At 44.9% G+C, this 11,667-nt stretch carries 11 protein-coding genes and 3 tRNA genes; all 14 read right to left on the bottom strand.

The genetic code is table 11. The features are described from left to right. Positions 1-28 precede the first annotated feature (28 nt). The 14 genes from ACTQ16_RS05220 to ACTQ16_RS05155 all read right to left on the bottom strand — a co-directional run bounded on the left by ACTQ16_RS05220 (position 29) and on the right by ACTQ16_RS05155 (position 11,656). Entirely contained in the window at positions 29-706 is a 678-nt protein-coding gene (locus ACTQ16_RS05220) for a Crp/Fnr family transcriptional regulator (protein WP_264950582.1), read from the bottom strand. A 1-nt stretch (position 707) separates the two neighbouring features. Then, positions 708-1,724, bottom strand: a complete 1,017-nt coding sequence (locus tag ACTQ16_RS05215) for an FAD:protein FMN transferase (protein ID WP_441936465.1) — start codon at positions 1,722-1,724, stop codon at positions 708-710. A gap of 3 nt (positions 1,725-1,727) precedes the next feature. Next, a complete protein-coding gene (locus tag ACTQ16_RS05210; RefSeq protein WP_441936463.1) occupies positions 1,728-2,447 on the bottom strand; it encodes a DUF6048 family protein in 720 nt (239 codons plus the stop codon). Next, positions 2,398-2,880, bottom strand: a complete 483-nt coding sequence (locus ACTQ16_RS05205; protein ID WP_441936462.1) for a DUF6452 family protein — start codon at positions 2,878-2,880, stop codon at positions 2,398-2,400. The genes ACTQ16_RS05210 and ACTQ16_RS05205 overlap by 50 nt, the downstream gene beginning before the upstream one ends. Next, positions 2,868-3,839, bottom strand: coding sequence for a glycosyltransferase (locus ACTQ16_RS05200; protein ID WP_441936460.1), 972 nt, complete (start codon positions 3,837-3,839; stop codon positions 2,868-2,870). The genes ACTQ16_RS05205 and ACTQ16_RS05200 overlap by 13 nt, the downstream gene beginning before the upstream one ends. 39 nt (positions 3,840-3,878) lie before the next feature. Continuing rightward, entirely contained in the window at positions 3,879-4,484 is a 606-nt protein-coding gene (locus tag ACTQ16_RS05195; protein WP_441936458.1) for a DUF4199 domain-containing protein, read from the bottom strand. A 240-nt stretch (positions 4,485-4,724) separates the two neighbouring features. Then, positions 4,725-4,798 (bottom strand) — tRNA-Thr (locus ACTQ16_RS05190). Between the two features lie 285 nt (positions 4,799-5,083). Beyond that, the gene (locus tag ACTQ16_RS05185; protein ID WP_295347101.1) at positions 5,084-7,666 is read right to left on the bottom strand and encodes an endonuclease MutS2; all 2,583 of its coding nucleotides are present in this window, start codon (positions 7,664-7,666) and stop codon (positions 5,084-5,086) included. Positions 7,667-7,695: 29 nt separating this feature from the next. Further along, positions 7,696-8,376 (bottom strand): thiamine phosphate synthase, encoded by a 681-nt coding sequence (locus tag ACTQ16_RS05180; protein ID WP_441936456.1) that lies wholly within the window; start codon positions 8,374-8,376, stop codon positions 7,696-7,698. Between the two features lie 16 nt (positions 8,377-8,392). Next, the gene (gene thiD / locus ACTQ16_RS05175; protein ID WP_153122677.1) at positions 8,393-9,214 is read right to left on the bottom strand and encodes a bifunctional hydroxymethylpyrimidine kinase/phosphomethylpyrimidine kinase; all 822 of its coding nucleotides are present in this window, start codon (positions 9,212-9,214) and stop codon (positions 8,393-8,395) included. 69 nt (positions 9,215-9,283) lie between these two features. Next, positions 9,284-10,237: a glycoside hydrolase family 5 protein gene (locus ACTQ16_RS05170; protein ID WP_441936454.1), complete on the bottom strand. Its 954-nt coding sequence runs from the start codon at positions 10,235-10,237 to the stop codon at positions 9,284-9,286. A gap of 110 nt (positions 10,238-10,347) precedes the next feature. Next, positions 10,348-11,223, bottom strand: coding sequence for a radical SAM/SPASM domain-containing protein (locus tag ACTQ16_RS05165; RefSeq protein WP_441936452.1), 876 nt, complete (start codon positions 11,221-11,223; stop codon positions 10,348-10,350). Positions 11,224-11,300: 77 nt separating this feature from the next. Continuing rightward, a tRNA-Ser gene (locus ACTQ16_RS05160) sits at positions 11,301-11,385 on the bottom strand. Positions 11,386-11,571: 186 nt separating this feature from the next. Next, positions 11,572-11,656 (bottom strand) — tRNA-Ser (locus tag ACTQ16_RS05155). Between the last annotated feature and the right edge of the window lie 11 nt (positions 11,657-11,667).

The following is an 11,667-nucleotide window of genomic DNA, read 5'->3' as shown; positions in this document are numbered from 1 at the left end:
TTTGCTTTACTCTATGACAGTTCTCTTTTTATTTATTCACAATCAGCTTTTCTAATTGTGGAATATAGATTCTTCCTCTTTCCAGATGCATGAGCTTTTGCTTCTGCAGTTCATTCAGCACGTTGGAGACATAGATTCTCTTGACATTCATTTCTGCGGCAAGTCTTTCCATCTTGATGTGGAATAATTTTTCGCCGGCAGGTTTGAGACATCGGCTTTCAAAGAACTGGATGATACGTTCTGAGAGTGTTTTGGGAGGAACCCGATACAGGCGCCGGTTGTTCTTTTGGGTTTGAGTAGAAATGAGATTGAACATGTTGATTCTGAAAATCTCGTATCTATCAGATAGTTTCTGCATCTCCTGCTTGCTGATACTCATCACGCTACATTCTTTCTTTGCGATATAGGTGTGAGTGAAGTATTGGTTATATCCGTAGATGCATTCCATTTGAAACGCTTCTGGGGCTTTGATGCCTTCTTCGATGCGGTAGCCATGATCGTCTGCCTCTGTGACAACGTTGAGTTCGCCGGTAAGAAGAAAGTACAGACGTTTGCAGGGCTCTCCTTCCTTGACGATGGTGAGTCCCTTTTCTGCCTTTTGGAAATCGAACTTTGTATGACCGGCTACTTCCAGCAAATCGTTACGGCTCATTCCCAGGAATAGAGGCAGATTTAAAAGATTGTCATATACTCTGTCTTCTTGCATTCTATTTCAATATTTTCTTCTTGAGCTCTGGCGAATACCATATCCTGTTATTTCCCTGTTCATCGGAATAGATGAGATAGGCGTCAAGTTCAGGATGTTTTTCCAGTACTTTCCTTGCTCCATCCAGTCCCATTACCATGAAGGATGTGGCATAGGCATCGGCTGTGGCACAATTCTTGGCTAGAACGGTGGCTGACAGAATATTGTGCTGCACGGGATAGCCTGTCTTCGGGTCTATTGTGTGAGCGTATTTCTTGCCGTTCTTATAGTAGAAATTCCGATAGTTTCCACTTGTTGCCATTGCTATGTCTGTCACATTGATTACGTCTTGTAATTCCTGATTCGTATTGAGAGAATCGTCTGTTGGCTTGTTGATGCCTACCCGCCAAGGCACTTGCTTGTCGTTGTTTCCATTCACCACAATTTCGCCACCAATCTCTACCATAAAGTTTTGGATGCCTTTTTTCTTTAGAAACCTTGCCACGATATCGCTTCCGTATCCTTTGGCAATGGCTGAGCAGTCGAGCATGATATGAGGATTCTGTTTCTTGACGTGCTCTTCCTTTAATGTTACTTTCTGGAATCCGACGATAGCGCGAAGACTGTCTACTGTTTGTTGGGTAGGAGGGTTCCCGGTCTTGAAGCCGAATCCCCAGGCATTTACCATAGGGGCTACAGTGATGTCAAATGCTCCTTCTGTTTCTTTGGATATTTTTTCTGCGAGTTGGAAAACCTCAGCAAACATGTTGTCTACCTTCACGTCTTCATTACGGTTGATACGCGAAATGACGGATGTCTTGTTGAATGGAGAAAGAGAATTGTCTACTTTCTGCAGTTCAGCCTCGATTTCTTTTTGGTAATTGACGTCACTTTGGTAAGTGATGTGATAGATAGTACCAAAGATGAAACCTTCATCCCTCTGGTAAGGAGTATTTTGCTGTTGGCGAATGACATAAATACTGCCAAAAATCAAGAGAAGCAGAAACGGTATCTGCCAAATGAGTCTTTTATTCTTCATTGTTTATATTTCAAATGTTACATTGAACGTACCGCCAAGTCGGGAACCACCTTGCTTGCCGAAGCCTGGTACATAATAGGTGTTGCCCATGTCGCCATCATTATGGGCAACACGACGCTTGTATCTGAAACTCCATCCCATGCGGATTGGTCCCCATATCTTTGCATCTATTCCTATTACACCTTCCAGCCAGTGATAGTTGGCGGATACGCCTTCTGCTCCGTAAGGTGCATCACCTCCCCAGACTGGATCTTTGATGGGTGGTGAAGAGATGTCGTATTTATAGTAGGTGAAACCGTAACGGAATCCGCCAAACAGGCGGTAGTCATCGTGCTTGTTTTTGAGCAGGTTCCAGTCTACACCCAGACGGGCGTATGGTGCACTTGTCTTATAAGTAATCTGGGTACTCTCATCGAAGGCATCTGCTTTGCCGTAACCCAATTCAAAGACAGGGTAATACTTGTCTTTTAAGTTCACTCGCAGAGAAGCTTCATATTGTCCGTAATCACTTACCATCAATTGGGCTGGTCCTATTAAATCCACACTCACCGCCATTCCGTTAAACCATGGAATCGTATCTTTTTCTACCGTTGCTACCTTTTTTAGACGGTTTTGTGCGTTCGCCCATCCTCCACCTAAGAGTAGGAGAAGGCTCAGGACGGTTACCGCTTTTTTAGTAACGGGTACCGAAATATATGTAGAAATGCGCTTTAGATGCATCATAATTAACCTCTTTATTGTTGATAACTATTGAGTCGATATAGTTGTGGGTTGTCTTCACTTCTGTTATTTTGTGGAAGTAGGCTGCACCGCAATCTACAGACTCGAAATGTGGATAGTCCTCTTTCTTGACGGTTACTGTATCTTTCCATACCTGATTGTCTGCATTCTGAATTTCAAAAAAGAACACATCCTCAGGCTGGTGGTAACTCATCGGAAGGATGAAGCTATCCACGTTCTCATCCTTATTGATAAGTACGCTGTCTTCTCCTTCCTGTTTGGTGGTCGAGATGGTTAAGGTGGCGTTGAGTGTCTTTACGTTGCCCATCAACTTATACTTGGTGTAAGTGGTGTTGTTGAGCGGGCAGTTGAGACTAGTGCAGCTAGCCACCATGAGTACCAGCATCATGAAAACCAATGGTATTATTTTTTGCATCTTATTTCCTTTTCTATTTGATAATCGTTACGATTAGGGTTCTGACGACTGATAAGGTCACCCAGGAATCCGGCTAGGAAGAACTGACTGCCCAATACCATCGCAATGAGAGCGATGAAGAAGTATGGGGAATCGGTGATGAGGTGTCCGTAGATGCCACGATGTAAGTCTATGGCTTTATCGATGCCAAGTCCGATAAGCGAGAGAAAGGCAATGAAGAACACCACACTTCCTAAGAATCCAAAAACATGCATTGGCTTCTTGCCGAAGTTGCTCAGGAACCAGAGTGTCATCAGGTCCAGATAGCCGTTCACGAAACGGTTCCAGCCCATGAACTTGGAAGTACCAAACTTTCTTGCCTGATGGTGAACAGGTTTTTCGCCAATATTTACGAAGCCTGCATTCTTGGCAAGGTATGGAATGTAGCGATGCATCTCACCGTATACTTCGATGTTCTTCACTACGTCGCGGCGGTAAGCCTTGAGTCCGCAGTTAAAGTCATGCAGATTGTGGATGCCGCTCACCTTGCGGGCTGTGGCATTGAAAAGTTTGGTTGGAATCGTTTTGCTCAGAGGGTCTCCCTGCTTGCGGTTCTGCTTATAACCCGATACAAGATCGAAACCATCTTTCTTTATCATTTCGTAGAGACCTGGTATCTCGTCTGGTGAATCCTGCAAGTCGGCATCCATAGTGATGACTACATCACCTTGTGCCTCTTTGAATCCACAGTAGAGGGCAGGACTCTTTCCGTAGTTGCGGCGGAATTTGATTCCTTTTACCTGCTCGTTTTTCTCGGCAAGTTCTTCTATGACGTTCCATGAACGGTCGGTAGAACCGTCGTTCACAAAGATAACTTCGTAAGTGAAATCGTTGGCATCCATCACCCGTTTGATCCAGGCGAAGAGTTCTGGCAGCGACTCTTCCTCATTGAACAGAGGAACGATAACTGAAATATCCATTTTTTCTGATGTTTTGAGAATTTATTTTTTATCTGAAACCTAATTGGCTATTTTCTTTTTGGCGAATATGGCAGCAAGTATCGGACTGAGTATTGCTCCAGCAACCAGGTCGGTAATCATAAACATGGATGCCCATGCTATTGGTTTCATCATAGAGATGGCATCGAAGAGAGCTTTTGTTTCCTCTGCTGTCAACTGATAAGCCTGTGCTATCATCTGGTAGTTGGTTTGAAGCTGAGTCATAAACATGCCTGTATCCATGAATCGGAACCAGAGATACTGCACGATGGTGAGCAGTAGGGTAGCATAGAAGAATGTCTGGATGCAATAGTATAATCCGTGTCTGAAAGAAATATGTCCCTCTCTTACGAAGTCACGGAAATACTTCAATCTCTTTGCTACCACGAATGGGGTAGAGATAATCAGAATGTTGGATAGTAACCCCAGCATCTGGTACTTGGGTTCTACTGCCATCATGGTGCAGACGAAGCTGGCTATCCATACGATGCCAAGAATTGCTCCATCTTGTCGGGCAAACGCTTTGGTTTGTTTGATCTTACCCGTATCGATGATGTAGATCTTAACCTTTTGCGTCTGCTCGTCTGTCTTCTTCTCTTCTTGATTTTCGTTATTTTCTGTATTCATTGTTATAATGTATTTCTGCGAATGTAATATATCAATTTGCAAAAATACAACTTTTTTATTATATAAGGTGTAAAGGGTGAAAATATTTATATATAATTAAAGATAAAACGCCTTGAAAGATAGAAAAATATATGTTTCTGTTTGTTTTGTACACTTCAAAGCGTCGGGAAACTTTTGTTTCGGTTGTGCCAAACTTAGATAAAATAAAAAAGGAACCTTCTGAAAGAAGATTCCTTTTTGAGCCTCTTGTCGGATTCGAACCAACGACCCCGAGATTACAAATCACGTGCTCTGGCCAACTGAGCTAAAGAGGCGGGTGGACAAGCGATTCATATCGCACCGCTACAACCAAGTACCCTTGCTATGTTCCCATCCTGGGGGATTCCGAGGGAGCTGGTCGTATGAGACTTGTCCGTCTCATAAACTTGAAAGCGGTTATTGCTTTTAAGCGAGTGCAAAGGTACTGCTTTTTTCTTATCCTGCCAAATGTTTTGCAGAAAAAGTTTTGCTTGTTAACGTTTATTTAGAAAAAGGAGGCAAATCTTGCCTCCTTTTCCATACTTCACCTTATTATATTAAGAGGAAGAAGCATTCTTCACTTAAAAGTCTACCACCGTGATTCCTGCACCGCCAAACTGTACATGTTCATCTGCATAATGGGTCACATTAGGGACGCTGCTCAAATATTGGCGGATGAGTTGTCTGAGGATGCCGTTGCCCTTTCCATGAAGGATGCGGACACGTGGCATACCTACCAGGATGGCATCATCTATAAAATACTGTACAGCATTCAATGCTTCATCACCACGCATGCCTCTTACATCCAAATCCTGATGGAAGTTGGTCTTGTGGGCATCAATGGTTTTTCTGGTTTCCTTGCTGATACCATAAGAGGCAAGGTTTTCCTTGCGTTCCTCGGTCTTGTCCACATTCTCTACTGTAGCCGTAGCATGCTCCAGTCTGTTCAGACGCATTTTGGTTCTCATACCTCCGAATACGGCAGTAGCGGTATCACCGTTGATGCTTTCCACTTTTCCGATAGTTGTCAATCCTTTGATACGAACCGTATCACCGGCTTTTATCTCCCGTTTGCTTTCAGCCTGAGCCTTGTGCTGTGCATTACGCAGGGCTGCCGCGGCCTTCTCCTGGGTCTCCTTCTTTTCAGCCTGTCGCTTGGCATGCCGCTCCTTGCGCTGCTGAATCTGGGCTATCTTGCGGGCTATCTTGTCATCCGATTCCTTGGTGTCAATCTCCTGAACCTCCTGTTTGAAGGCATCGAGTTCCTGACGGATGCGGCGGGTTTCCTCCTTCTCTGCCTGACTCTCTCGAATCTCTCTGATGGCATTCTCAATCTTCTTGTTACTTTCCTTCAGGAGTTCTGCAGCTTCTTCCTTGGCTTTCTTGAGAATGGCTTTTCTGCTTCGTTCGATATCCTCAATATCACTTTCATACTTGGAGATGGTTTTTTCCATATCCTTCTCTCGCTGGTGGATATTCTGGCGTTTGTTCTCCCAGTATCGCTTGTCGCGTACAATGTCCTGGAGGTACTTGTCGCTCTGGATATATTCTGAACCTACGATGTCTGAAGCTTCTTTGATAACCTCTTCTGGCAATCCGATCTTTCTTGCTATTTCGATGGCAAAAGAAGAGCCTGGACGGCCAATGGCTAACTGGAAGAGTGCTTTCATCTCATGACGGTCGTAGAGCATGGCACCATTAACCACACCTTCATGACTGTCTGCAAAATGTTTCAGGTTCTGATAGTGGGTCGTGATGACTCCATAAGCCTGTTGCTTGCAGAATTTATCGAGTACTGCTTCTGCGATGGCTCCTCCGATACCCGGTTCTGTACCGGTACCAAACTCATCTATCAATATGATGGTGTCGCTATTGGCGGCTTTCATCATATTTTTCATGTTCAGGAGGTGGGATGAATACGTACTGAGGTCGTTCTCCAGGCTCTGTTCGTCACCAATATCAATCATGATGTTTTTGAATACACCTGTCTTTGATCTCTCACTTACGGGGATACTCAGTCCGCATTGCAGCATATATTGGAGCAGTCCCACTGTCTTTAAGCATACGGATTTACCTCCGGCATTCGGACCGGAAATGATCAGGATACGCTTTTCCTTGGTCAGTGTGATGTCTAAAGGTACTACTTTTTCATTTTTCTTCTGTAATGACTGCTGGAGCAGAGGGTGGATAGCTCGGATCCAGTCTACGTGCGGATGGTCTTCTACCTCAGGCTCGATAGCTTTGAAGGTATCTGCCAGCTTTTGTTTCGCCTGAATCAGGTCGATGATGGCAAGGAAGCGGTAACTGTCAAGAATCTCTTTTGAGAAAGGACGAACCTTGTTGGTGAAATCGGTAAGGATGCGGATAATCTCCTTTCTTTCTTCACCTTCCAGTTCACGCACACGGTTGTTGGCTTCTACCACTTCGGTCGGTTCGATGAAGACGGTTTTACCCGTAGCACTCTCGTCGTGTACGATACCTTTGATCTTTCTTTTCAAGGTTGGGATGACCGGTATTACCAGTCTGCCGTCACGGAGGGTAGGAGTCACGTCTTTCTCAACAACACCTTCACTTTGGGCTGTTCGTAATATACTATATAATGTACGGGAGATACTACCTTCAGTCTTTGCCAGTTCTCTTCTGATCTGGAGGAGTTCCGGGGTCGCATTATCTCGTATCTTTCCAAATTTGTCAAGGATTTGGTCTATTCTCTGAATCAGCTGAGGAAAGGTCATCACGTTTTGTGACAGTCGGTGTAGGGCAGGGTAAGGGTATTTCTTTTCTCTGCGCCAGCCGTCTTCCGGTTCTGCGTGCCCGTCGTCTTCATCACTATGATTCAGAATCTTCACCATGCCTGCGATGGTTGCAAGCGAACGTCTCAAATCGAAAAGCTCGTCTTCTTCCAAGTGGGTGTTTTCTACTCGGATGCGGAGGATACTTTCCCTGACGTCATAGAAATACTGCAGGGGAAAGTCTTCTACTTCCTCCATCAGTCTGCGGAACTCACGCACCTGCATGAGCCATTCGTTTACTTCTTCAGCTTCATCGCTGAATGCCATCTTGTCCACTTGTTCTTTACCAAGTGGAGAGAGGCATCTTTCGCGTAACATCTTGCGGATTTCGTTGAATCCTATCTTGTTTTCAAAATTATCTGGATAAATCATGGGTGCAAAAGTACAATTATTTTGGCTAACTACCAAATATTTGAACCATTAAGTGTGTTCTTTGCCTTTGAAGGTGTAAGCCTTTTTTGGATGTTGTTCAGATAATCGGGCCAATTGTATTTGTGCCGCTCGTTCCATACTGCCCCCAGGAATGCCGCTCCACCAAAGTTCCAGGCTCTCAATTGCGGGATAAACTCGGGGATGACTCCTCCTAATGCTACAACTTTTTCGTTGATGATGCCATAGTAGGCTGCGTCTTCCAGATCCTTGTTGGTAAAGGAGTGGCGGTAGTCTTTCTTCGAGATGCTGTCAAAGATTGGACTTAGGAACACATAGTCGTAGATAGACTTGGATGCAGGAGCGTTTCCTTCGGGATTTTCCTTGTTGGGTATGTTTAGTGCAGCCGTTACTTCCTGGAAGTTATGGCATGAACGGGAAATGTGTCCTTTATAATCTTTGGGAATCCCGGAATTGCGCTTGTTGAGATGTATTCCATGAAGCTGATATTTCTCGCAGAGTTCAAAATGTTCATGTATGACTATCTGCGGATACCATTTGGCATCGATCTTCTGTATCAGATTCTCATAATCCTCCAGGCTGGCTTCGGGTTTACGGAGATGTAGAAGATCGATACCGCTTTCAAATAACTGTTCTATGTAGCCTGCTTCGTTTCTGATGAATTCAGGCAAGGTGATAACTATCCATTTCATGTCATTTGCTTTTTATCTATTTAGTAGAAAGTGTCTTGGGTTCGTAGAAATGGTTTACCGGACCGTGTCCATCTCCTATTTTTACGTCTTTTCCGGCGAGAATGGCTCCAGACAGGTAAGTCTTAGCCATGGCAATGGCGGTATTCATGTCCATTTCCTTTGCCAGATAAGATGTGATGGCAGATGACAGGGTGCAGCCGGTACCGTGGGTATTGCGGGTGTTGATGCTGAGCCCCCGATAGCTGGTGATGAGTTTTCCTTCTTCGAAGAGATAGTCTATCTTTTCTTTTCCGTCGAAGTGACCACCTTTGATAAGTACGAATTTGCATCCCAGTTTGCTGATGGCTGAGGCTGCGGTCTTGATGTCTTCTGCATTCTGGATTTTCATTTCTGCCAGAATCTCTGCTTCGGGAATGTTGGGTGTCAGTAATGTGGCAAGAGGCAGAAGCTCTGAGATGAAGATATCCAGGGCATCCTCCTGCATGAGTCGGCATCCGCTGGTAGATACCATTACCGGGTCAATAACGAGATGCTGGTATTTTCCCTGATACTTCTTGAGGGTATTGGCAATGGCTTTGATGGTGTCACGGTCATTGACCATTCCTATCTTGATGGCATCCGGTTGGATGTCGTCCATCACGGCTTCTATCTGTCCTTTCACGATTTCCGGCTCTACGTTCTGTATGCCATATACACCCTTGGTGTTCTGTACGGTGATGGCTGTAATGGCAGAAGCTGCGTATACGCCTAAGGCTGACATGGTCTTGATGTCTGCCTGGATGCCAGCTCCTCCACAACTGTCAGAACCGGCTATTGTTAATGCTGTGTAGTATTTCATTTCTTACTCCTGTTGGTTGAATATAAAAAAACTTGGTACACTCTTGCTTGACAGGAGTGTACCAAGTGGCTAATTATTGTATTTTGTCAATGCTTCCTTTACCATTTTTCCCCATGGCTTGATAAGGTCTGGAGTCCAGTTGCCTGTAGCCTTGGCACGAGGTAGGAGCATGGAGCAGGTTTCGTCTTTGTCGCTTACCGACCAGTTTACCCAACTCACCTTGTTCTTCTCCATGACATCGAGCCATTTCTGGTATTCCTCTGGAGCCAGAGGACCGTTGCCGGATGCTTCCATGCCGGCGCATTCTGATACGAATACAGGAAGTCCGCTCTTTACGGCTGCTTCTAGCTTGTCGCGCAGATAGTCCTTGTGTGTTGCTGCATAGAAATGCAGGGTATACATCACATTGCTTACACCCTCGATAGGACTTTTAGCAACAAGATCGATGTCCTGATCCCAATGTGGGCAACCCATCAGTATGATGTTGTCTGGATCATATTTCCTGATTTCGGTAATGATGGTCTTGGCGTAGACCTTCAGGTCTTCCCATTTGTCCTCTACGGGTTCGTTGTAGAGTTCATAGAGTACGTTTGGATACTTACCGTATTTCTGTGCCATCTTGCCGAAGAAGGCTTTGGCTTCCTCTGTGTGCATTTTGTGTGCGTGCCAGTCGATGATTACGTATGTGCCGTTCTTGATGGCGGCATCTACTACCTGCGTGATGCATTTCATGGCAAAGTCAGGGTTCTCCAGATAGTTGTCTTCTATCTGAATGCCCATCGCTGCACGGATGATGTTGGCATGCCAGTCAGTGGTGAGCCATTTTACGGCTTGCTTGTTGTAGAATCGGGGCCAGATGTTGTGCCATCCCAGGCTCACGCCTCTCAATACTACAGGGTTTCCACTCTGGTCGCATAGTTGCGCTCCCTTTACTTGCAGTTGTCCCCATTGTTTTACTGGACTGACTGCATACAATTGTGCCATACAGAAGATGGCAACAATAATGGTCATTAGTTTTTTCATTATGTTCTATTATTGTTAAAAATATACTGTCGTTTCTTGCGGCATAAAATCGTTGCAAATGTACGATTTATATTTGAAATAACCAAATATTTTTGCGATAAAGTTTCATGTCAGCTTCTTGCCTTGCCTCGAAAACTGTTTTTTACCAATGCCGACTCGCAGTTTTCGCAGAGGGCTTCGGTTGCCGTATGGTGCTTGAACCCCTCTATCATAGCTTGGGCTCTTTCTGAAGAAAGAATCTCTTCCAGGGATTGATGCAGGAGATTTCCCAGTGCAACATCTCCGTTATGGTCCAGACAGCAAGGCACCAGGGTGCCGTCTGCAAGTACGCCAATCTGTTTGATTAAAGCCTTGCAGAAAACTTCCCGTTTCTTTTCTTCTTCGTTCTTGCTGTTCCTGATATCGTTTTCGAAGTTGGGCCATTCGAATTTTCTGTCGAATTCCAGATAAAGGTTGTCGCAGAGGCGGTAACCGTCTGGGCGTTCCTTCCAGGGTTTAGGAGCATATTTTTCGATGAGTCTCATTATTTCTTCGTTTTCCTTGTCTCTTCCGCCCTGGTTCCAAAGTCTTAGTACGATGCAGGTTCCCTTTGCTGCAGCTTGTGTAGAGAAGGTCATCACCTCGTCCATATAGCTGGACAGTTCCCCCTTGGCGTTGCTTTCGTGCGAATGTAGCGAGAGTTGTATTTTGTGGGGAAGTGTATCGAGAAGTTCCATGGCACGATGCAGCAGGGTTCCGTTCGATGTCAGTACAGTTTTGAATCCCTTTTCTCTTGCCGTCGTGATAAACTGTGGCAGGAGAGGGTGGAGCAGTGGTTCTCCCATCAGGTGGAAATAAAGGAAGCATACCTTGCCTTTGAGCTTGTCTGTGAGCTGGTTGAATTCCTCTGCGGTCAACTGTCTCTTTTCCCTGGTATGTTTAGGGCAGAAGTGGCAGTTGAGATTGCATGTATTGGTTATTTCTATGTAACAGCGATCTATCATCATTTCTTTTTATATGGTATTCTGTATTGTATAGCTAAATACTAAAAAAGCCTTCTGAAATTTCTTTCAGAAGGCTCTTGCGGAGAGAGAGGGATTCGAACCCCCGGTACCTCTCGGTACGACGGTTTTCAAGACCGTTGTAATCGACCACTCTACCATCTCTCCAAATTCGGTCGGATGACTATAGCTTGGTTTTCTTAAGCGGGTGCAAAGGTACGATATTTTTTTGATTCCACCAAATATTTCGGCAACTTTTTTTGATTCTTAATGCTAAAAGTGAAAAGTAGGGGAGAATGATAAGGGGGTATAGAAAAGAAAAAGCCTTCTGAATTTTTTTTCAGAAGGCTCTTGCGGAGAGAGAGGGATTCGAACCCCCGGTACCTCTCGGTACGACGGTTTTCAAGACCGTTGTAATCGACCACTCTACCATCTCTCCAGATTCGGTCG

It is taken from the genome of Prevotella sp. LCP21S3_D2, assembly GCF_052118345.1.
GTDB lineage: Bacteria > Bacteroidota > Bacteroidia > Bacteroidales > Bacteroidaceae > Prevotella.
This window is presented reverse-complemented; position numbering and strand designations above follow the sequence as displayed.

What these genes read in the sequence shown, in the direction of transcription:
- ACTQ16_RS05215 (WP_441936465.1), bottom strand. Translation starts at nt 1,724, where the DNA reads ATGAAGAATAAAAGACTCATTTGGCAGATACCGTTTCTGCTTCTCTTG.
- ACTQ16_RS05220 (WP_264950582.1), bottom strand. Translation starts at nt 706, where the DNA reads ATGCAAGAAGACAGAGTATATGACAATCTTTTAAATCTGCCTCTATTC.
- ACTQ16_RS05195 (WP_441936458.1), bottom strand. Translation starts at nt 4,484, where the DNA reads ATGAATACAGAAAATAACGAAAATCAAGAAGAGAAGAAGACAGACGAG.
- ACTQ16_RS05165 (WP_441936452.1), bottom strand. Translation starts at nt 11,223, where the DNA reads ATGATGATAGATCGCTGTTACATAGAAATAACCAATACATGCAATCTC.
- ACTQ16_RS05205 (WP_441936462.1), bottom strand. Translation starts at nt 2,880, where the DNA reads ATGCAAAAAATAATACCATTGGTTTTCATGATGCTGGTACTCATGGTG.
- ACTQ16_RS05200 (WP_441936460.1), bottom strand. Translation starts at nt 3,839, where the DNA reads ATGGATATTTCAGTTATCGTTCCTCTGTTCAATGAGGAAGAGTCGCTG.
- ACTQ16_RS05210 (WP_441936463.1), bottom strand. Translation starts at nt 2,447, where the DNA reads ATGATGCATCTAAAGCGCATTTCTACATATATTTCGGTACCCGTTACT.
- ACTQ16_RS05170 (WP_441936454.1), bottom strand. Translation starts at nt 10,237, where the DNA reads ATGAAAAAACTAATGACCATTATTGTTGCCATCTTCTGTATGGCACAA.
- ACTQ16_RS05180 (WP_441936456.1), bottom strand. Translation starts at nt 8,376, where the DNA reads ATGAAATGGATAGTTATCACCTTGCCTGAATTCATCAGAAACGAAGCA.
- ACTQ16_RS05185 (WP_295347101.1), bottom strand. Translation starts at nt 7,666, where the DNA reads ATGATTTATCCAGATAATTTTGAAAACAAGATAGGATTCAACGAAATC.
- thiD (WP_153122677.1), bottom strand. Translation starts at nt 9,214, where the DNA reads ATGAAATACTACACAGCATTAACAATAGCCGGTTCTGACAGTTGTGGA.